The organism is Aquabacterium humicola, from assembly GCF_030167915.1.
GTDB lineage: Bacteria > Pseudomonadota > Gammaproteobacteria > Burkholderiales > Burkholderiaceae_C > Pseudaquabacterium > Pseudaquabacterium humicola.
Window position 1 is genome coordinate 407,012 of sequence record NZ_JARGNB010000004.1, and the last position, 21,095, is coordinate 428,106.

Below are 21,095 nucleotides of genomic sequence, written 5' to 3' on the forward strand. Positions count from 1 at the left end.
ATCGATGGGCTGCAATGTAGGTCTAGATACTTTAGAAGTCAACTAAATCAGCTGAACTCACCGTACTCCGAAACCGGCGCCTCGGCGGCCACCGCGACACGCTCGATGGCCTCGGCCAGCAGCCGCGGATCGATCGGCTTGCTGACGTGGTCGTTCATGCCGGCGGCCAGGTAGGCCGCGCGCTCCTCGGGCATCGCGTTGGCGGTCATCGCGACGATCGGCACCCGGCCCACCGGCCCGGGCAGCGCGCGGATCGCCTCGGTCGCGCTCTGGCCGTCCATGTCGGGCATCTGGATGTCCATCAGCACCAGGTCGTAGCGCGCGGCCTGCACCTGGCGCAGCGCCTCGATGCCGTCGGCGACGATGTCGCTGAAGTGGCCCTGCTGGTCGAGCATGGCCTTGATCAGGATCTGGTTCACGCCGTTGTCCTCGGCGACCAGGATGCGCAGCGGCCGCGAGGCCCGCGGCAGCGCATCGGGCGCCGGCGCGGCGGCCGGCTGCGTCGACGCCGGTGCCATGCGCAGCCGCACCGTGAAGCGGCTGCCGGCACCCGGCTGGCTGTGAACCTCGATGCCGCCGTGCATCAGCTCGACGATCTCGCGGCTGATCGCCAGCCCGAGGCCGGTGCCGCCGAAGCGCCGCGCGGTCGAGCTGTCGGCCTGGCTGAAGCGCTCGAAGAGCCGGGGCAGCACGTCGGGCGCGATGCCGATGCCGGTGTCGCTGATGACGATCGTGATCTCGATCGACCGGTCCGCCGGGGCGTCGGGGTCGATGCGGTGCGTCAGCGCCACCTCGACGTGCCCGCGGTCGGTGAACTTCAGCCCGTTGCCGATCAGGTTGAACAGCACCTGGCGCAGCCGGCTCGGGTCGCCGCGCACGCGCGCCGGCAGGTCGGCGGGCAACTGCAGGCGCAGCTCGAGTCCCTTGGCCTCGGCGCGCACCGCGAGCAGCGACACCACTTCCTCGATCGTCTCGACCAGCGGGAAGTCGACGATCTCCAGCTCCATGCGGCCGGCCTCGATCTTCGACAGGTCCAGGATGTCGTTGATGATGGCCAGCAGGCTCTGGCCGGAGCTGCGGATCAGCTCGGCATGGTGGCGCTGCTCGGCGTTCAGCGGGCTCGCCAGCAGCAGCCCGTTCATGCCCAGCACCGCGTTCAGCGGCGTGCGGATCTCGTGGCTCATCGCCGCCAGGAAGCGCGACTTGGCCTTGCTGGCGGCTTCGGCCGCGTCCTTCACCTGCGCCAGTTCGCGTTCGGCCGCGGTGATGTCGCGGAACACGCTGACCAGGCCGCCGTCGGCGGTGCGGCGCTCGATGGTGTGGATGACGCGGCCGTCCGGCAGCGTCTGCGAATGCACGCCGTCGCCCTGGCGCGCGAGCGCCAAGCGGCGCTCGACGTAGGCCGCGCGCTCGTCGTCGCCGGCGTCGGGCAGCAGCGCCACGGCCGCCCGCTGGGCGATCGCGCGTGCGCTGACGCCGACGGCCAGCGTATCGGCCAGCCACGGGAACAGCTCGACGTAGTGCCGGTTCCACGCGACGAGGCGGTCCTGTGCGTCGTACAGCACGAAGCCGTCGTGCATCGACGCCAGCGCATGCTCCAGCGTGTCGCGCGAGCTCGCCAGCTCGGCCCGTGCGCGGTACAACCGGTTCAGGTACCACTGGCCGAAGCCTGCGGCGCCGAGCACCAGCGCACCGAACAGCGCGGCGATGCCGATGATCACGCGGCTGTCGTCCGGCCAGCGGCCGAGCGCGGCACTCAGCGGCAGGCTCGCGACGATGCGCAGGCTGCGGTAGATGGCCGGACGCACGACGACGATCGCCGGCTCGCCGGTCAGCCGCGCGGGTGCGCGCACGGCGCTGTTCGGCGCAGGCAGCGCGGCGGGCGCGCTGGCCGCCGGCAGCAGCGGCGGCAGCAGGCGGCCGATCTGGCGCTCGTCGGCCGGCATGCTCAGCAGCAGCAGGCCGTCGTCGCGCTCGACCGTGACCTGCAGCCCGGCGAGGTCGTTGGCCTGCGCCAGCAGCGCCCCCAGCAGCGGCAGCGGCACCTCGGCCACCACCAGGCCGCGGCGCTGCGCATCCAGCTGCACCGGCCGCGCGAAGTACAGCGCGCGTTCGGCGCTGGCGAAAGGCACCACCGGCGCGCTGATCGACAGCGCCGGCACCGCCTGCGCGAGCACCTGGCGCGCGAAGTCGTCCGGCAGCTTCAGGCCGAGCCGGCGCGTCTGCGGTTCGGCCGCGGCGATCACCTGGCCGTCGTCGCCCACCAGCGCGAGGTCGCGCACCAGCAGGTTCTGGTGGTTGATGCGCGAGAGCGTGCGCTCGAGGCGCTCGACGTCGATGCGGCCGTCGGGGCGGCGCAGCTCGGCGATCAGCTCGTCCATGCCGGCCAGCAGCACGTCGACGCCGACGAAGCTGCGGTTCAGGCCCGCCTCGGCGCCGTTGATGAAGTGCAGGCTGCGCGCTTCGCTGGTGCGCAGCGCGGCCCCGTGCTGGTAGGCCAGCAGCGCGGCCGTGGCGGCGCCGATCGCGACGACCATCAGCGCGGCCCCGCCCCACAGGGCGAACCGAAAGCGGCGCATCACGCGGGGCATGGGATCGGCCGGTGCGGCGGGCTCAGCGCGACGCCGGGGCGGTGATGCCCCAGGGCGTCCCCAGCGTCTGGTTCCACACCTCAGCGCAGCCGGCGCCGCAGCGCTGCAGCCAGCGCCCGAGCACCGGGCCGGACAGCAGCTGGCGGCGGCGCTGCTCGTCGTCGGCGCTGGCGCGCACCTCGACCATGCGGCCGCGCTTGCCGCTGACGCAGCCGGCGGCCCCGGTGTTGCAGGCCAGGCCTTCGCCGGTCTCGCGGTCCGACTCGGCCCAGATCGCCTGCTCCAGCTTCGGCAGCTCGCGCTGCAGCAGCGCGCGCAGCTCGGCCGGCAGCGCGTTCCAGGCGGCGCGGTTGGCACCGAACAGCGCCAGGCCCCAGCTCACGGCCATCGGGTGGATGTGCGTCGTCAGCTCGTGCAGGCCGATGGTATTGCCGGACATCGTGCCGGTGATCGCGCAGTCGAGGTTGCCCTGGCGCATGCCGTCGACGATGCCGGCGAAGCCGATCGTCACCGGCGTCGCGCCCAGCGCCTCGACCCAGTCGGCCTGCGGCGGGCTGGCGACGCGGATGCGCCGGCCGCCGAGGTCGCCCAGCCCGTTGAAGGCCTTCTTGCAGAACAGCACCTGCGCCGGGTAGGTGTAGACCGCCAGCAGCTCGACGCCGTGGCGCTCGCGCAGCGTCTTCGCCAGCTGCGGCCGGTAGGCGGCGACCGAGCGCCTGAGCGCGGCCATGTCGGGGTTCAGGCCGGCCAGGTCGGGTGCCGCGACCAGCGGCTCGCCGACCGCGCTCTGGCTGACCAGCGCGGTGCCGAAGGGCACGACGCCCAGCTGCATCAGCTGCAGCATCTCCTGGCCGCGGATGCCGGCGCGGTCGAAGGGCACGATCTCGGCGCTCCACTGGCCGCCCGTCAGGCGCAGCAGCGTCTCGGTCCAGAACGGCTCCTCGTGGCGGGTGAACTGGTTGACGCCGGCCAGTCCGCCGACGACCTTCAGCCGCTGCGGCGCGCTGCCGGCGGCCGCGGGCTGCGCGGCGGCGGCCAGCGCGGCCGACAGGCCGAGGGCGGCGAACAGGCCACGCACGAAGAGGCCGGCTTTGCACATCGAGGGCAGCTCCTGGAAAGGGGTGGGCGCGTGGCGCGCCGACCCCGCGATGATGCCTGCTGGCGGCCAGCGTGTGCGGCCATCGGCGGTCCGGCGGGCGCGAGGCGGGCCGGCACGGCGTGGCACCATTGCGCTGTCGGTCCCGGCCGCGAAGGGCATCGCCGCCCCCGGCGGACCGGGCACCGTTGAAAGAGAACCGATGCGCAGCTCCCCCGCCTGGCGTGACCCCCTCGATGCGGCATCGCCGCCGGCGGTGGCGGGCGCGTCGGCCCGGCGCGGCAACCGGCGCCGGCTGCTGGTGTTCGGCGCGGTGTTCGTCGTGCTGGTGGCCGCCGGGCAGTTCTGGAACTGGTCGCGCCCGGCGCAATACCAGGCGAGCACGCGGCTGCAGGTGCAGCTGCCGGCGAGCGCCGCGGCGGCCAGCAATGCGCTGGCGGCCGAGACCGGCCTGGGCGTGCAGGTGCAGAGCATCGTCAGCACGCCGATGCTGCAGCAGCTGGCGCGCCGGCTGGCGGCGGCGGGCCAGCCGGTGGCCGCCGGCGAGGGCGATGCGGTCGGCACGCTGCGCCGCCTGATCAGCGCGCAGCGCGTCGCCGATACCGAGGTGCTGGAGCTGCGTGCCGCCGGCACGGAGCGCACGCTGCTGGCGCCGGCGCTGAACGAGCTGGTGGCCGCCTACCGCGACCAGCTGCTGGCCGACTTCGAGCGCGACAGCACGCAGCAGCTCGCCGGCCTGCGCGGCGAGCTCGCGCGCATCGAGAAGAACGCCGCCGAGCGGCGCGCGCAGCTGGAGCGCTTCCGCGGCCGCAGCGGCCTGGTCAGCACCGAGCGCGAGGATGCCGAAGCGGTGGCGCGCAGCCGCGGCCTGTCGACCGCGCTGAACAACGCGCTGGAGAAGCAGGCGGCGGCCGACGCGAAGCTCAGCGCGCTGAAGCAGGCGGCCGCCGGCGGGCCGGCGGTGCGCTCGAAGGACGACCCGACGCTGTCGGCGCTGGAGACGCGCGCCTCGCAGCTGCGCGAGGAAGTGCGCGAGATGGAGCGCAGCTTCACGCCCGACTTCATGGCGATGGACCCACGCGCGAAGGCGCTGCGCACGCGGCTGGCCGAGATGGAGCGCCAGATCGCCACCCAGCGCAGCGCCGGACAGGCCGCGGTGCTGGCCGGCGCCCAGGAGGACGCCGCTGCGGCGCAGGCCGCGGTCGAGCGGCTGCGCGTGCAGCTGGCGCAGCAGGGCGCCGGCATGAAGACCTTCCAGGCCGGTTTCACGCAGGCCAAGCTGCTGGAGGACGACCTGGCGCAGGTCGAGAAGGCCCGGCGCGAGCAGCTGGAGCGGCTGGCGCGGCTGGAGGCGGCCGAGCGCAACCGCGCGCCGCGCATCCGCGTGCTGGAGGCCGCCGCCGCGCCGAGCGAGCCCTACGCGCCCGCCTACTGGCGCGACGGTGCGCTGGTGGTCGGCGCGGCGTTCGCGCTCGGGCTGGTGGCGATGGGTTTCGTCGAGCTCTTCAACCGCCCGCCGCCGGCCGTCGCGCCCGCGCCGTCGACCACGGTGGTCTTGCCGCACTGGAACGCGGCGCCGGGCCTGGCGGCCGCTCCGGCACCGGCGCTGCTCGGCGCCGCAGCGCCGGTCGAACGGCTGGCCGGGCCGGCGGCGCCACCGCCGCGCGAGCTCGAGCAGGCCGAAGCCGCCGCGCTGCTGGCGGCGGCCCAGGGGCCCACCCGCATCGCCTGCGCCGCCGCGCTGCTGGGCCTGGGCGCCGACGAGTTGCTGGCGCTCCAGGCCGGCGACCTCGACCGCGCCGCGCGGCGGCTGCAGGTCGGCGGCAGCGCGCCGCGGCGTGTGCCGGTGCCGGACTGGCTGGCCGACGAAGTCACGCGCGCCGCCGCGGTCGGCGACGGGCCGCTGCTGCGCGATGCGGCCGGCCGCCCGCTCGATGCAAGCCAGCTGCGCGTGGACGTCACCTGTGCCGCGGTCGATGCCGGCCTGCCGCATCCGGCGGACGTGACCCCCGCGCTGCTGCGCCACACCTGCATCGCGTGGCTGGTCGGCCAGGGGCTGCGCTTCGCCGAGCTGCCGGCGCTGGTCGGCCCGGTGGACCTCGACACGGTCACCGCGCTCGCCGGCCGCGTATCGCCCGCCGTGCGCCGCGGCGCCGCCGAGATCGAACCGATGATGCCGGCGCTGCGGCTCGCGCCGCCGGTCTGACCCGCCCACCCCCGACCCCGCAAGGAGAGCCCGTGAACCCGACCAAGATCCTCGTCGCCCAGGGCGGCGGTCCGACCGCGGTGATCAACCAATCGCTCGCCGGCGTGGTGCTGGAGGCGCGCCGCCATGCGGCGATCGAGCGCATCTATGGCGCCCGCCACGGCGTGCGCGGCATCGTCAACGAGGACCTCGTCGACCTGACGCTGGAGACCGCGGCCAACCTCGAGGCCGTCGCGCGCACGCCGGCCTCGGCGCTGGGCTCGACGCGCGACAAGCCCGACCTCGCGTACTGCCAGAAGATCTTCGCCACCCTGAAGGCGCACGGCATCGGCCAGTTCTTCTACATCGGCGGCAACGATTCCTCGGACACCGTGCGCATCGTCGCCGAGGAGGCCGCGCGCACCGGCTACCCGCTGCGCGCGATCCACATCCCGAAGACCATCGACAACGACCTGATGGGCAACGACCACACGCCGGGCTTCCCGTCGGCCGCGCGTTTCGTCGTGCAGGCCTTCGCCGGCGCGAACCTCGACAACGCGGCGCTGCCGGGCGTCTATGTCGCGGTGGTGATGGGCCGCCATGCCGGCTTCCTGACCGCCGCCGCCGCGCTGGCGCAGAAGTTCCCGGACGACGGCCCGCACCTGGTCTACCTGCCCGAGCGCGCGTTCAGCATGGAGGGCTTCCTGGCCGACGTGAAGGCCGTGCACCAGCGCCTGGGCCGCTGCGTGATCGCGGTCAGCGAAGGCATCCACGATGCCGACGGCACCGCGATCGCCAGCACGCTGGCGGCCAGCGTCGAGCGTGATGCGCACGGCAACGTGCAGCTGTCGGGCACCGGCGCGCTGGCCGACCTGCTGTGCGACCAGATCAAGGAGAAGCTGGGCATCAAGCGCGTGCGCGGCGATACCTTCGGCTACGTGCAGCGCAGCTTCCTCGGCTGCGTCAGCGAGGTCGACCAGCGCGAGGCGCGCGAGGTCGCCGAGCAGGCGGTGCAGCACGCGATGTGGAGCGGCCGCGACGGCTCGATCGCCATCCGCCGCGTCGGCGACTACGCGGTCGACTACGTGCTGCAGCCGCTGGAGGCGGTGGCCGCGAAGACGCGGGTGATGGACGACGCCTTCATCGCCGACTCGGGTCACCACGTGACCGAAGCCTTCCGCGCCTACCTGCGGCCGCTGCTGGGGGCCGACCTGCCGCAGGCGCATCGCCTGCGTGCGCCGGCGGTGACGAAGATCCTCGGCTAGGGCCGGTCGACGCCATGGGACCGCGCGCGTGACTGGGCCAACGGACGGCGATCAGGGCGGCGGCCGCCCCGCCCTGTCCCCCGACACCGACACCCTGCGCTACTGCACCACCGCCGACGGCGTGCGCCTGGCGATGCGCCAGCTCGGTCAGGGGCCGCTGGTCATCAAGGCGGCCAACTGGCTGGGCAATGTGCAGGCCGACGCCACGCTGCGCTCGTCGCGTCACTGGGTCGACCAGCTCACGCGCGCGCACACGCTGCTGTGGTACGACGCACGCGGCTGCGGCCTGTCCGACCGCGAGGTCGACGACGTCTCGCTCGACGCCTGGGTGCGCGACCTCGAGGCGGTGGCCGATGCCGGCGGCCACGAGCGCTTCGTGCTGCTGGGCATCTCGCAGGGCGCGGCGATCGCCATCCGCTACGCGGTGCGCCATCCCGAGCGCGTGCGCGGGCTGGTGCTCTACGCGAGCTTCGTGCGCGGCGCCTTCCACCAGGGCCTGTCGGCGAAGACGCAGGCGGTGTTCACCGAGATGATCCGCATCGCCGAGCTGGGCTGGGGGCACGACGCCAGCACCTTCCGCCGGCTCTTCTCGTCGCAACTGCTGCCGGCGGCGCCCGCCGATGTGCTCGATGCCTACGACGCGCTGCATCGCCACAGCGTCAGCGGGCCGATGGCCGCGCGCTACATGCGCGCCTTCTTCGAGCTCGACGCCCGCGTCGATGCGCCGCAGGTGCGCTGCCCGACGCTGGTGATGCACGTGCAGGACGACGCGCTGATCCTGCAGCGCGAAGGCGCGCTGGTGGCCTCGCTGATTCCGGGCGCGCGCTGGGTGGCGGTTCCGGGGCGCAACCACCTGCCGCTGGTGACCGACCCCGGCTGGCCCACGCTGCAGCGCGAGATGGCGGCCTTTCTCGCATCGCTGGCCGCCGCCGACGCCGGCGCCGGCACGCCGGCGCCGCAGCTCACCGCGCGCCAGCGCGAGGTGCTGCTGCACGTCGCGCGCGGCCTCGGCGACAAGGAGATCGCGCGCGCGCTGCAGCTCAGCCCGCGCACCGTGGAGATGCACGTCGCGCGGGCGCTGGCCGCGCTGGGCGCCCGCAACCGCTCCGAAGCGGTCAGCCGGGCACACCACTGGAAGCTCCTACCGTAGTCGCGGCGGCGGGAAGACCCGCCGCTACCGTGGTCCGCCGCCTACCCGGCGCAGCGCCGGTCGACCACGATGGCGCTGCCGGGGCCCCGCCGGGGCCCGCACCGTCCGGAGTGCCCCATGCTGCAGACCCTCGAAACCCCGCTTCCCATCCCGACGCTGGCGCGCGCCGTGGCCGACCTGCGCGATCCGGCGTGGCTGACGCAGCCGCGCGAACAGGCGCGCCGGCTGCGTGCGCAGGGCCGCGTGCACCGCGACACGCTGGGCCTGTGGCTGCTGCTGGGCCATGCCGACTGCCGCGCCGCGATGCAGAGCAGCCGGCTCAGCCGCGACCCCCGGGCCGGCACGAGCTACGCGTCGCAGCGCCCGTTCGGGGCCGGTTCGGCGCTGGAGCGGGCCGCCGAACGCTTCATGATCTTCAACGACCCCCCGGTCCACACCCGGCTGCGGCGCATCGTGGCCGCCGCGTTCACGCCGGCGTCCACGCGCGACCTGCGCGCCTCGGTGGCCGCCACCGTGCAGTCGCTGCTCGACGGCTTGCCGGCCGACGCGCCCTTCGACTTCATGCGCCAGGTGGCGCAGCTGCTGCCCATCCGCGTGATCTGCGACCTGCTGGGCATCGACGCCGGCGACTTCGACCAGGCCAAGGCCTGGTCCGACGCCGCCGTCTGCGTCGTCGAGCCGCTGGCCACGCGCAGCGCGCGTGCGCAGGGCGCCCAGGCGGTGGCCGAGCTGACCGCCTTCCTGAGCGCGCAGGTGGCGCGGCGCCGCGCGCGCCCGGGCGACACGGTGATCGACCGCATGATCGCCGCGCAGCGCGACGATCCGGCCTTCGATGACGACGAGCTGCTGGCCAACCTGATCCTGATGTTCATCGCCGGTCACGAGACCACCACGAACCTGCTCGGCAACGGGCTGCTCGCGCTGCTGAGGCATCCCGAGCAGCTGGCGCTGCTGCGCCGCGAGCCGGCACTGCTGCCCTCGGCGGTGGAGGAGATGCTGCGCTACGAGAGCCCGACCAACATGGTGGCGCGCACGACGCTCGAGCCGTGGACCATCGACGACCTCACGGTGCCGCCCGGCGAGGTGCTCTACTGCATGATCGGCGCGGCCAACCACGACCCCGCGGTGTTCGAGCAGCCCGAGCGCTTCGACATCACGCGGCATCCGAATCCGCAGTTGTCCTTCGGCGGCGGCGTGCACTACTGCGTCGGTGCGCCGCTGGCGCGGCTGGAAGCGGAGGTGGCCTTCGAGGCCCTGCTGCGGCGCTTCCCGTCGCTCGCGCTCGTCGACGAGGCGCCGACCTGGCGGCCGATGATCAACCTGCGCGGGCTGCAGTCGCTGCAGGTGCGCGGCGCAGCCTAGCGCGCCGGCGCCAGCATCTCCGGCGGGCAGTCGGCCTCGACGTCCATGCCCAGCGGCAGCCAGGCCTGCTGCGGCTGGCCGCCGGGCAGGGTCCAGCGCAGCTGCAGGCCGTCGCCGCTGACGCAGTGGCGCACCGCCAGCGGCGTCGTCTCGCCGGGCCGCCGCAGCAGCAGCGTCTGCGGCGACGGTCGTTCCACCTGCAGCCCTGCGCCACCGGCGACAGCCAGCAGCACCGCGCCATGGCGCGACTTCGGCGTGCGGGCCGAGCGCGCTTCGAGCGGTCGCGAACCGCCGTCGGCCTGGCGCAGCTGCGCGGCCGCGCCGGCCGGCGCCGCGCGCACCGCGCCGGCGCGCAGGCAGCACTCGATGCGCGGTGTCGCGCCGTCCAGGCGCACGAAGGGCATCGACTTCGGCGGCGCCGCCTGCTCGCCGCCGGGCAGCGCATAGAGCACCGCCGGCTGGTCGGGATAACGCGCGTCGACGAGGCCCAGCCATGGCGGCGCGGTGCCGGCGGCGGCCGCCGGCAGCGACGCCGCGAGCACCGATGCCAGCACCACCGCGGCGCGTGCGCAGCGATCAGCGGCCGTCATCGGACCAGTGCGGCGGATCGGACGCCAGCTTGATGACGCCGAAGCTGCCGCCCAGCTCGTGCAGCTCGGCGGCGGTGCGCACGCGCGTCGGCGTGCCTTCGGCATCGCTGAAGGTCTTGCCGCTGTAGTTGCTGATCGTCATGTCGATCGCCCGGCCCTGGGTGTGGCGCGAGCTCAGCGCCGGACGGTAGACGATGCCGTAGAGCCCGACCATGCCCAGCGCTGCCGAGCGCGAGGCGGTGGCATCGGCGCGGCCGCGGCGGTCGCGGTGCACCCACTCGATGTCGACGCCGGCCATCGCCGGCACGTCCGCGGCGTCCATCTGCTCGCGGCCGACGCGCCAGGCGTAGTGCATCAGGTAGGCGCGCTCGGGCGGCCGCAATGTCGCGGCGATGCGGATGCCGGCGCCGCCGGCGCGCAACGCGCCGACGAAGTCGCTCACCGCGCTGGAGAAGGCCGGCGTCAGGTCGTCGATGCGGGTGCTGGTCTGGAAGCGTCCGATCCACACGGGACCGCTCGGGTCGGCCATGGCCTGGGCTCCTGGAGTTGGCGTCGAAGGCGCGCACTGTGACATGCGCGATGACGCTCGAAAGGAGCGGCCATGCAACACGCTGTAAACCGAAGGGCGTCGAGCTAGGGATGGGCGCCGGCGGCGGGATCGACAATGCCGAGGCCAATGGCGCAGCCCGCGCGAGGAGTCCCGGCGATGAACGAACCGCAACCGAGCACTGCGAGCGAGCAGCTGGTGCACCAAGCGCGCCGCCTGCGCCCGCTCGGCCTGGCCACCGGCACGTCGGGCAACCTGAGCGTGCGCGCCGGCGCGGACGGCGCGATGTGGATCACGCCCAGCGGCATCGACTACGACGAGCTGCAGCCGGAGGACATCGTCTTCGTCGACGCCGCCGGTCGGTCGACGCACCGCCTCGCGCCCTCGTCCGAATGGCGCATGCACCAGGCCGTGTACCGCGCGCGGCCCGAGGCCGCCGCGGTGGTGCACGGCCACCCGACGTACGCGACGGTGCTGGCGATCCGGCGCCTGGAGATCCCGCCGCTGCACTACATGATCGCCGCCGCCGGCGGCCCGACGATCCGCTGCGCGCCGTACCACACCTATGGCACCGAGGCGCTGTCCGAGGCCGCGCTGGCCGCGCTCGAGGGCCGCAAGGCCTGCCTGCTGGCGAACCACGGCCTGCTGGCCTTCGAGCGCGACCTGGCGCGCGCGATGTGGCTGGCGCGTGAGGTCGAGACGCTGGCGCAGCAGTACCTGATGTGCCTGCAGATCGGCGGACCGGTGCTGCTGGACGAGGCGGAGATCGCGCGCGTGGTCGAGAAGTTCGCGCACTACGGCCAACGCGCGCGCTGATTCGAGGCGCAGAGGCATCGGTGGGCACCACGACAGGGCGCGCTCGGGAAAGTCCCGAGCCACGCCTCATCCGGGTTAGCCCGAAGAATTGACCAACTGGTCAGGTTCCGTTCGCTGTCAAGCACCCGGCTGCGGGGTGCGCCGCTCCTTGCTAGTCATGGCACCGTCACCGACCCACCGTCAGATGGCGGGTTGACAGCCCACAACAGCAGGAGCTCCCCCCGTGATCAGTCTCCAGAACGGCTCGACTTACAGCCAGAACTTCGACACGCTGGCCGCCAGCGGCACTTCGTCGGCGATGCCCGACGGCTGGTTCTTCAGCGAATCCGGCACCAACGCCGACGGCACCTACAACACCGGCAACGGCAGCAACAACGCCGGCAACACCTACAGCTTCGGCGCCACCGGCAGCAGCGAGCGCGCACTCGGCGGCTTGCTGTCGGGCAGCCTGACGCCGCTGTTCGGCGGCCAGATCAGCAACGACACCGGCGCGACGCTGCTGTCGGTCGCGATCTCCTACTTCGGCGAGCAGTGGCGCTTCGGCGCGACCGGCCGGGCCGACAAGCTGGATTTCCAGTACAGCCTCGACGCCACCTCGCTGACCACCGGCACCTGGGTCAACGTCGATGCGCTGGACTACGGCGCCGCGCAGCAGGCGGCCGCCGGCCCGGTCGACGGCAATGCCAACCGCACGGCGGTCAGCGGCAGCATCGAAGGGCTGAACCTCGCCAGCGGCGCCACGCTGTGGATCCGCTGGACCGATGCCAACGTCTCCGGCGCCGATGACGGACTGGCCATCGACGACCTGCAGATCACGCCGACCACCGGCGGCGGCGGCGCGCCGGTGGTCAACCTGTCGGTCAGCAGCGCCACCGCCTCCGAGGCCGATGGCACGGTGATCACCGTGACCGCGACGGCGACGCAGGCCGTCAGCGGCGCGCAGACCGTGACCCTCGGGGTCGGCGGCAACGGCATCACCGCCGGCGATTACCTGCTCAGCAGCACCACCATCACCATCCCCGACGGCCAGACCAGCGGCTCGGTGAGCTTCACCGTGCAGGACGACGGCGTGCCCGAGGGCAACGAGACCGCGGTGCTGACGATCAGCGACCCGAGCGCCGGCATCACGCTCGGCGGCACGGTGTCGCAGAACGTGGTCATCACCAACAACGATGCCGGCCAGCCGCCGCTGAAGATCTCGGCGATCCAGGGCGCGGCGCACCTCTCGCCGCTGCTCGATTCGGCGACCGACACCGCGCCGGTGCAGAACGTGCGCGGCATCGTCACGGCGATCGGCAGCAACGGCTTCTACATGCAGGACCCGGAGCCGGACGCGGACATCGCGACCAGCGAGGCGATCTTCGTCTTCACCGGCGCGAACTCGCCGAACCTCACCGCACGCACGGTCGGCGAGGCGGTGCAGGTCGCCGGCACGCTCAGCGAGTTCCGCCCCGGCGGTGCGTCGAGCAACAACCTGACGGTGACGCAGATCTCGAACAATGCCAACGTGCAGGCGCTGTCGATCACCGCCTGGGCCGGCGCACCGGCCGGCGGCATCGCGCCGACGGTGCTGGGCGTGGACCGCGTGATGCCGACCCAGGTGATCCACGACGACTTCGCGGCGCCGGCGCATGTCGAGTCGGGCGGCGACTTCGACCCGGCCACCGAGGGCATCGATTTCTTCGAGAGCCTCGAAGGCATGCTGGTGCAGATCAACGGCGCGGTGACCAGCTCGCCGACGATCAACTTCAACAACAACTCGCAGGAGATCTGGGTGCTGGCCGATGGCGGCGCGGGCGCCACCAGCACCACCGCGCACGGCGGCGCGCTGATCAACGCGAACGACTTCAATCCCGAGCGGCTGCAGATCGACGATCTGATCAACTCGACCAGCATGCCCACCGTCGACGTCGGCGCGATCCTCGGCACTACGGTGGGCGTCGTCAACTACGACTTCGGCAACTACGAGGTGCTGGTGCCGGTGGCGCCGTCGGTCGAACAGGCGTCGCAGCTCGAGCGCGAAGTGACGACGCTGGGTCCGCAGGCCGACCAGCTGCGGCTGGCGAACTTCAACGTCGAGAACCTCGACCCCAGCGACGGCGCGTCGAAGTTCAACGCGCTGGCGGCGGCCATCGTCGCGAACCTGAAGTCGCCGGACATCATCACGCTCGAAGAGGTGCAGGACAACAGCGGCGCCACCAACAACGGCATCGTCGACGCCAACGTCACGCTGCAGATGCTGATCGACGCCATCGCCGCGGCCGGCGGCCCGACCTACCAGTTCCGCCAGCTCAACCCGGTCAACGGCCAGGACGGCGGCGAGCCGGGCGGCAACATCCGCGTCGCCTTCCTGTTCAACCCGTCGCGCGTCGGCTTCGTCGAGGACTCGCTCGAGCGCATCACCGACACCGATCTGTCCAACGGCGACGCCTTCGCCGCCAGCCGCAAGCCGCTGGTCGGCACCTTCACCTTCCACGGCGAGGCGGTGACCGTGGTCGGCAACCACTTCAATTCCAAGGGCGGCGACCAGGCGCTGTTCGGCGCGACGCAGCCGCCGGTGCTGGGCTCCGAGGTGCAGCGCCAGCAGCAGGCCGAGATCGTCGGCGACTACGTCGAGGCGCTGCTGGCCGAGAACCCGCATGCCAATGTCATCGTCGCCGGCGACCTCAACGACTTCGAGTTCTCGAACCCGGTCGAGCGCCTGAAGGACGCGGGCCTGGATGCGCTGATCGAGACGCTGCCGGCGAACGAGCGCTACAGCTACAACTTCGAGGGCAACGCGCAGACGCTGGACCATGTGATGGCCAGCGACCGCCTGATGGGCCACCTGGCCGGCTTCGACGTGGTGCACATCAACTCGGAGTTCTTCGACCAGATGAGCGACCACGACCCGAGCGTCGCCGCGTTCACGATCGCGCTCGGCCAGACCATCAACGGCACCAACCTGCGCGACAACCTGAAGGGCACCGCCGCCAACGACACGATCCGGGGCGGCGCCGGCCGCGACCTGATCGCCACCGGCGGCGGCGCCGACACGCTGGTCTACACCAGCCTGCTCGATGCCGGCGACATCGTCAGCGACTTCCAGCCGGGCATCGACCACCTGAACATCGCCGCGCTGCTGGCGAGCATCAAGTACGCCGGCAGCGACCCGGTGGCCGACGGCGTGCTGGCCGTCGTCGCCGCGACCGGCAAGAGCCTGGTGACCATCGACGTCGACGGCAGCGCCGGACCGGGCGCCGCGCGCGTCCTGGTCGAGCTGACCGGCGTCGCGGCCTTCGATGCCGACCTGCTGCTCGCGCCGGGCACCTGAGCCGGGACCGTTGGGACATCTCTTACGAAAGCCTCCACCATGAACATCAAGACCTCCCTGAACGCGCTGGCGCTGACCGCCGGCCTGCTGCTCGCCCCCGTCGCCGCGCAGGCCGCGCTGATCAACGGCAGCTTCGACGTGACCATCGACAGCGCCGGCCCGCTCCAGGGCCAGACCTTCAGCGGCACCTTCAGCTTCGACGACGCGGCCTTCGGTCCGGGCTTCGGCGGCGACGAGGCCTCGCCGCTGCTGAGCTTCAGCTTCTTCTTCGCCGGGCTGGACGTCGGCCTCGCCGACCTGGCCTACGGTGACGCGGTGCGCCCGGTCGGCGGCGACTTCAGCGGGCTCGACGCGCTGGGCGCGGTCTTCAGCTTCGCCCCGGCCAACGGTCCGATCGGCGCCAGCTTCCTGTTCGACATCCCCGGCGTCGGCGCGGGCAGCGGCGGCGTGAGCTTCGTGCTGGAGCCGGGCACGGTGCCGGAGCCGGGCAGCTTCGGCCTGCTGGCGCTGGGCCTGGCCGCGTGCGCGGGCCTGGGCGCGACGCGCCGCCGCCGCCACTGAAACGACGCGACACCAGCCGGGGCTTGCAAGCGCCGCACGCGGGCCCCATCTTTGCTCCGTTTTCCGCGACGTCACGCCCGGGCCTTCGCCCGGGGCGGGGCGCGCCACAAGGAGCATCGAGCATGTTGTTCAAACGCTGGTGGGTTCTGATCGCCGCGCTGCTGCTGTCGGCGGCCGCGTGGGCCGTTCCGACGGTCGACCAGGTGCAGGCCGAGGTGGCGCGCGGCGACTACGCGAAGGCCGAGCAGATGATGCGCGAGGTCGTCGCGGCCCGGCCGAGCAGCGCGCGGGCGCAGTACGTGCTGGCCGAGGTGCTGGCGCACAACGGCAAGCTCGACGCGGCGCTGGCCGCGACGCAGCGGGCGCGCGAGCTCGATCCGAAGATCGGCTTCACCGCGCCGGACAAGTTCGCGCAGTTCGAGCAGCAGCTGCAGCGCGCCCGCCAGGGCGTGCCGAGCGCCGCGCGCGAGCCGTCGACCGCGGTGGCGCCCGCCGTCGAGCGGCCGCGTGCCGTGCCGCAGGCGCCACCGCCGGCCGCTGCGTCCGGCGGCGGGATCTCGGGCTGGATGGTCGGCCTCGGCGGCGCGGTGATCGCGATCCTGATCTGGCGCATGCTGTGGGCACGCCGCCGCGCGGCCGCGCTGCAGCAGCAACGCGCCGGTCTCGACCCGCGCTTCGGCGGCGCGGGCACGCCGGCCGGCGGCATGGGCGGCGGCCTGATGGGCGCGGGTCTCGCCGGCCTGGGCGGCTTCGGCTTGGGCATGCTGGCCGACCGCATGCTGCGCGGCGACGATGCACACGCCGCCGGCAGCGGCAGCGCCGGCAGCGCCGGCCAGGAGGCCGGCGGTCAGGGCGGCCTGGTGCCGGGCATGTTCGACGATGCCAACGACCTGTCGAACCGCTCGATCGACTTCGGCAGCGGTGACGGCTGGGATGGTGGCGGCGGTGGCGGCGATGCCGGCGGCGGCGACGGCTGGTAAAACGCGGGGCCATGAGCCTCGATCCCGCCCCTGAGTCGCCGCTGACCCGCCTGCTGCACGCCGACCGCCGCGCCGGCGTCGAGCACGGCGCGCTGCACAAGCCGATCCACCCCGCCGCGACCTTCGGCTACCGCACGGCGGCCGAGCTGGTCGCGGTGTTCCAGGGCGCGCAGCCGGGCTTCGTCTACGCGCGCCAGGGCAACCCGACCGGCGCGGCGCTCGAAGCCAAGCTCGCGCTGCTCGAGGGCGGCCGCGCAGCGGCCTGCTTCTCGACCGGCATGGCGGCGATTGCCGGCGTGCTGCTGGCGCTGCTGAAGGCCGGTGACCATGTCATCGCCAGCCGCCACCTGTTCGGCAATACGCGCAGCCTGCTGCAGACGCTGCAGGGCTTCGGGATCGCGGTGGACTTCGTCGACACCACCGACGCGGCCCAGGTGGAGGCGGCGTTGCAGCCCGCGACGCGGCTGGTCTTCGTCGAGACCATCGCCAATCCGGCGACGCAGGTCGCCGACCTCGACGGCATCGGCCGGCTGTGCGCCGCGCGCGGGCTGCTGTACGTCGTCGACAACACGATGACGACGCCCGCGCTGCTGCAGGCGCGCACCGTCGGCGCCGGGCTCGTCGTGCATTCGCTGACCAAGGGCCTGTCCGGCCATGGCGACGCGATGGGCGGTGCGGTGATCGACACCGGGCTTTTCGACTGGACGCGCTGGCCGCACATCGCCGAGGCCTACCGCAAGGGCGATCCGGCGAACTGGGGCCTGCAGCAGATCCGCAAGCGCGGCCTGCGCGACTTCGGCGCCACCTTGCGCGCCGAAGACGCCCACCGCATCGCCACCGGCCTGGAAACGCTGGCGCTGCGCATCGCCGCCATCAACACCACCGCGCTCGGCCTCGCGCGCTGGCTGCAGCAGCAGCCGGCGGTGGCGCGGGTGTTCTATCCCGGGCTGGAGGACCATGCCCAGCATGCGCGCGCCACCGCGCTGTTCGGCGGTCCGGACGGCCCGCGCTACGGCGGCCTGCTGAGCTTCGAGCTGCGGCCCGGCCTCGATCCGCTGGCGGTGCTGGACCGGCTGCGCATCGTGATCCTGTCGAGCCACCTCAGCGACAACCGCACGCTGGTGATCCCGGTCGCGCAGACGATCTTCTGGGAGCTGGGCCCGCAGCGCCGAGCCGAGATGGGCATCGCCGACGGGCTGCTGCGGCTGTCGGTCGGGCTGGAGCCGCTGGCCGACCTGCAGGCGGACTGGCACCAGGCCTTGCAGGACTGACGGACACCAGGCCTTGCGGGCCTGACGGACACCAGGCCTTGCGGGCCTGACGGACACCAGGCCTTGCGGGCCTGACGCACACCAGCCCTTGCGGGCCTGACGCACACCAGCCCTTGCGCGCCTGTGTCATCATCGCGTCCTCCATGGCCTGCGCTTCCTTCCACCGCTGCACCGCCCACCTCACGGTGGTCTGCTTCGGCACGACCGAACGCGCCGGCCTGCGCCTGCAGATTCGAATTCGCCAGGGTCGTTGAGCTGCGGCTTCAACGAGCCGGTGCTCGGCGATCCCCGCTGATGCCCGCGCGGCCTCCCCGAGGGACTTCCCCTCGGCCGTGACCGGCCGCGATCCCCCGCCCATCACCGACTCTGGAGAATCCTTCGATGCAAGCCCTGATGCAGGACGGCGCTGCTGCCGCGTCCTTTGCGCCCTATCCCTCCCTCGACGAGCTGCGGGCCACCGCGGCACGCCTGCAGGGCCGCGTGCTGCGCACGCCCGTGTGGCGCTGGCAGACCGGCGTGGTCGCCGAGCGCCTGTCGCCCGCCACCGAGGTGTGGCTGAAGCTGGAGCTGTTCCAGCGCGGCGGCAGCTTCAAGCTGCGTGGTGCGCTGAACAACGTCGCGGTGCTGGATGACGCGGCCCGGACTCGCGGCATCGTCGCCGCGAGCGCCGGCAACCATGCGATGGCCGTCGCGCTGGCTGCGCAGGCCGCCGGCACCACCGCGAAGGTCGCGATGCCGCGCCACGCCAGCCCGGCACGCATGGCCGCCTGCCGCGCGGCCGGCGCCGAGGTGCTGCTCTACGACACCATCCGCGACGCCTTCGACGCCGCCCGCGCGCTGGTCGATTCGGAAGGCCGCACGATGGTCCACCCGTTCGACGGCCCGCTCACCGCGGCCGGCACCGGCACCATCGGCCTCGAGCTGCTGGAGCAGGTGCCGCAGCTCGACGCGGTGGTCGTGCCGATCGGCGGCGGCGGTCTCGCCGGCGGCATCGCCGCCGCGGTCAAGCAGCTGAACCCGGCCTGCAAGGTCTACGGCGTCGAGCCGGTCGGCGCCGACGCGATGGCGCGCAGCTTCGAGGCCGGTGCGCCGGCGACGCTGGAGAAGGTCGACACCATCGCCGACAGCCTCGGCGCGCCCTACGCGATGGACTACAGCTTCGGCGTCTGCCGCCGCTTCGTCGACGAGGTGGTGCGCCTGTCCGACGACGCGCTGTGCCAGGCGCTGCACTGGTTGTTCCGCGACATGAAGCTGGCGGTCGAACCGGCCGGCGCGGCGGCCACCGCCGCGCTGCTGGGCCCGCTGCGCGAGCGGCTCGACGGCCGCAAGGTGGCGCTGATCGTCTGCGGCGCGAACCTCGATGCCCAGACCTACGCGGCGCTGCTGGCGCGCGGCGCGGCGCTCGGCTGACCGCGCCCGGGCGAGGGTCGCGCGTCACGTCCGTCGCGTCCGACCCGCCCGACGCGCCTGCCGCTCGGGGGCGGGCTCAAGTTCGCGCCGCCGCTGCCGATGAGAGCGGGTTGCGCCCGCTCCTTGCAGACCCATGTCGACCAGCCTGACCGCAGCCACCACCGTCGTCCCCAGCGGCGACGTCCGCATCGATGCCCTGAGTGGCCTGTTCGTCAACTGGAACTACCAGACGCCGGACGCCGGCCGGCCGCCCGGCACCCTGAACTTCACGTTCACGATCGGTCTCGGCGAGAGGGCCAACGCGCCGGATCGTTCCGCGACGGCGTTCAACGACGACCAGCGCAAGGCGGTGCGCGAGCTGCTGGCCTATTGCAGCGAGGTCACCGGCATCGTCTTCGTCGAGACCGCGTCGGCCGATGCGGCGGACCTGCACTTCGCCAACGCCGACCTGGGGACCGACACGCTCGGCCTGTGCCGGTCCGAGCGCGAGGTCACCGCGCTGGGCGACGTGCTGCTCGCCTACGACGCCGACGCCTACATCTACCTCAACGACAACAACTGGTGGCGCAGCCTGCACAGCGATCCGGACCGCGGCGACGCGGCCTACGAGACGCTCTTGCACGAGGTCGGTCACGCGCTCGGCCTGAAGCACTCGTTCGAAGGCGACGTGCGGCTGCCCGCGGCCAGCGATCACACCGACAACACGGTGATGTCGCGCACGCCGCGCGGCGGCACGAAGGGCGTGTTCCAGAGCTACGACCTGCTGGCGCTGAACTGGATCTACGGCGGCGACGGGCTCGGCGGCGAGTGGGGGTATGCCTCGAGCGGCGGGCCGTCGACGGCCGTGCATGCCCGGCCGGCCGTCGACGATGGCAAGGCCCCCGTGCTGATCGGCGCGGTGCCGGACGCCGCAGCCTGGCGCCCGCTGATCCTCGACAGCGAGGCCGAGCTGACGCTGAGCTACGACGAGCCGATCCAGCGCGGCAGCGGGCTGATCTTCGTGCGCACCGAGAGCGGCATCGTGCTGAACGTGCTCGATGCCGCGACCAGCCCGCGCGTGCAGGTGTTCGGCAACCTGCTGGTGGTCGATCCGTACCTGCCGTATGCAGGCACGCGCTACGTGCTCGAGGTGCCCGCAGGCGCGGTGCGCGATGCGGCCGGTCACGCCGTGGCACTGCCCTACGAGGCGGCGTTCACGACGCAGAACAGCCCGATGTTCGGCGTCACGCGCAACGGCACGGCCGGTGCCGACAGCCTGAACGGCACCTCCGGCGAGGACCTGCTCATCGGCGGCGCCGGCAACGACACGCTGGTCGGCGGGCCCGGTGCCGACGAGCTCGAGGGCGGCGCCGGCATCGACACCGCGGCCGGCTACTGGTGGGAGCACGACGGCTACTGGATCGTGCACAACGGCGACGCCTGGGCCATCGCCGGCAAGAACGGGGTCGACGGCCACGACACGTTGCGCGGCGTCGAGCGTGTCGTCTTCTACGACAAGGTGCAGCTCGCACTGGACCTGGACGGCCACGCCGGCACGGTCGCCACGCTGCTGGGCGCGCTGTTCGGCGCCGCTTCGGTGCAGGATCGGGCGATCGTCGGCCTCGGGCTCTCGCTGCTCGACGGCGGCATGGACGCCAAGGCCCTCGCCACGCTGGCCGTCGGCAGCGACGCATTCGCTGCACGCGCCGGTTCACACGGGCATGCCGACTTCCTGCGCTGCGTCTGGGCCAACCTCGGCGGCGGGGTGCCGGACGACGCGACCTTGAAGCACTACGTCGGCCTGCTGGAGCGCGGCGAAGCCACGCAGGGCGAGCTGGCGCTGCTGGCCGCCCAGACGCCGTCGGCAGCGGCGGTGATCGACCTCGCCGGTCTCAGCGAGCACGGGCTCTGGTACCTGCCGTGGGCCGGCTGATCGCTGTGGGCTGAGAAGCGGTCGACGACTCCGACGTTCGGGTGGC

At 73.1% G+C, this 21,095-nt stretch carries 15 protein-coding genes; 11 read left to right on the forward strand and 4 right to left on the reverse strand.

Going from position 1 to position 21,095, the window contains the following annotated elements; all coding sequences use genetic code 11:
- Positions 1 to 47: 47 nt before the first annotated feature.
- Complete coding sequence (locus P1K89_RS20650; RefSeq protein ID WP_284618390.1) at positions 48 to 2,579, reverse strand: ATP-binding protein; 2,532 nt, start codon at positions 2,577 to 2,579, stop codon at positions 48 to 50.
- A gap of 34 nt (positions 2,580 to 2,613) precedes the next feature.
- Positions 2,614 to 3,690, reverse strand: a complete 1,077-nt coding sequence (locus tag P1K89_RS20655; protein WP_284618391.1) for a TRAP transporter substrate-binding protein — start codon at positions 3,688 to 3,690, stop codon at positions 2,614 to 2,616.
- A 199-nt stretch (positions 3,691 to 3,889) separates the two neighbouring features.
- On the opposite strand from P1K89_RS20655, the gene P1K89_RS20660 reads away from it, so the two are divergent.
- The 4 genes from P1K89_RS20660 (at position 3,890) to P1K89_RS20675 (ending at position 9,649) form a co-directional block, all read left to right on the forward strand.
- Positions 3,890 to 5,893 carry a GumC family protein gene (locus tag P1K89_RS20660; protein ID WP_284618392.1) on the forward strand — a complete coding sequence of 668 codons (2,004 nt, stop codon included), beginning with the start codon at positions 3,890 to 3,892 and terminating at the stop codon, positions 5,891 to 5,893.
- Positions 5,894 to 5,925: 32 nt separating this feature from the next.
- Complete coding sequence (locus P1K89_RS20665) at positions 5,926 to 7,137, forward strand: 6-phosphofructokinase (protein ID WP_284618393.1); 1,212 nt, start codon at positions 5,926 to 5,928, stop codon at positions 7,135 to 7,137.
- Positions 7,138 to 7,165: 28 nt separating this feature from the next.
- The gene (locus P1K89_RS20670) at positions 7,166 to 8,287 is read left to right on the forward strand and encodes an alpha/beta fold hydrolase (protein WP_284618394.1); all 1,122 of its coding nucleotides are present in this window, start codon (positions 7,166 to 7,168) and stop codon (positions 8,285 to 8,287) included.
- A 117-nt stretch (positions 8,288 to 8,404) separates the two neighbouring features.
- Entirely contained in the window at positions 8,405 to 9,649 is a 1,245-nt protein-coding gene (locus P1K89_RS20675) for a cytochrome P450 (protein ID WP_284618395.1), read from the forward strand.
- On the opposite strand, the gene P1K89_RS20680 is transcribed toward P1K89_RS20675, so the two are convergent.
- Together P1K89_RS20680 and P1K89_RS20685 are read right to left on the reverse strand one after the other, a co-directional pair.
- A complete protein-coding gene (locus P1K89_RS20680) occupies positions 9,646 to 10,239 on the reverse strand; it encodes a hypothetical protein (RefSeq protein WP_284618396.1) in 594 nt (197 codons plus the stop codon). The two genes, P1K89_RS20675 and P1K89_RS20680, sit on opposite strands and share 4 nt — an antisense overlap.
- Positions 10,226 to 10,768, reverse strand: a complete 543-nt coding sequence (locus P1K89_RS20685; RefSeq protein WP_284618397.1) for a hypothetical protein — start codon at positions 10,766 to 10,768, stop codon at positions 10,226 to 10,228. The genes P1K89_RS20680 and P1K89_RS20685 overlap by 14 nt, the downstream gene beginning before the upstream one ends.
- 177 nt (positions 10,769 to 10,945) lie before the next feature.
- Between P1K89_RS20685 and P1K89_RS20690 the strand changes: the two genes are divergently transcribed.
- From P1K89_RS20690 to P1K89_RS20720, 7 genes are all read left to right on the forward strand, one after another.
- A complete protein-coding gene (locus P1K89_RS20690; protein WP_284618398.1) occupies positions 10,946 to 11,602 on the forward strand; it encodes a class II aldolase/adducin family protein in 657 nt (218 codons plus the stop codon).
- Positions 11,603 to 11,825: 223 nt separating this feature from the next.
- On the forward strand, positions 11,826 to 14,915 hold the full coding sequence (locus tag P1K89_RS20695) for a DUF8508 domain-containing protein (protein ID WP_284618399.1): 3,090 nt from the start codon (positions 11,826 to 11,828) through the stop codon (positions 14,913 to 14,915).
- 39 nt (positions 14,916 to 14,954) lie between these two features.
- Positions 14,955 to 15,476 carry a PEP-CTERM sorting domain-containing protein gene (locus P1K89_RS20700; protein WP_284618400.1) on the forward strand — a complete coding sequence of 174 codons (522 nt, stop codon included), beginning with the start codon at positions 14,955 to 14,957 and terminating at the stop codon, positions 15,474 to 15,476.
- Between the two features lie 122 nt (positions 15,477 to 15,598).
- On the forward strand, positions 15,599 to 16,456 hold the full coding sequence (locus tag P1K89_RS20705) for a tetratricopeptide repeat protein (protein ID WP_284618401.1): 858 nt from the start codon (positions 15,599 to 15,601) through the stop codon (positions 16,454 to 16,456).
- A gap of 11 nt (positions 16,457 to 16,467) precedes the next feature.
- Positions 16,468 to 17,727, forward strand: a complete 1,260-nt coding sequence (locus tag P1K89_RS20710; RefSeq protein ID WP_284618402.1) for a cystathionine gamma-synthase family protein — start codon at positions 16,468 to 16,470, stop codon at positions 17,725 to 17,727.
- Positions 17,728 to 18,108: 381 nt separating this feature from the next.
- Complete coding sequence (locus P1K89_RS20715; protein ID WP_284618403.1) at positions 18,109 to 19,137, forward strand: threonine/serine dehydratase family protein; 1,029 nt, start codon at positions 18,109 to 18,111, stop codon at positions 19,135 to 19,137.
- A gap of 133 nt (positions 19,138 to 19,270) precedes the next feature.
- Complete coding sequence (locus tag P1K89_RS20720) at positions 19,271 to 21,049, forward strand: matrixin family metalloprotease (RefSeq protein WP_284618405.1); 1,779 nt, start codon at positions 19,271 to 19,273, stop codon at positions 21,047 to 21,049.
- Positions 21,050 to 21,095 lie beyond the last annotated feature (46 nt).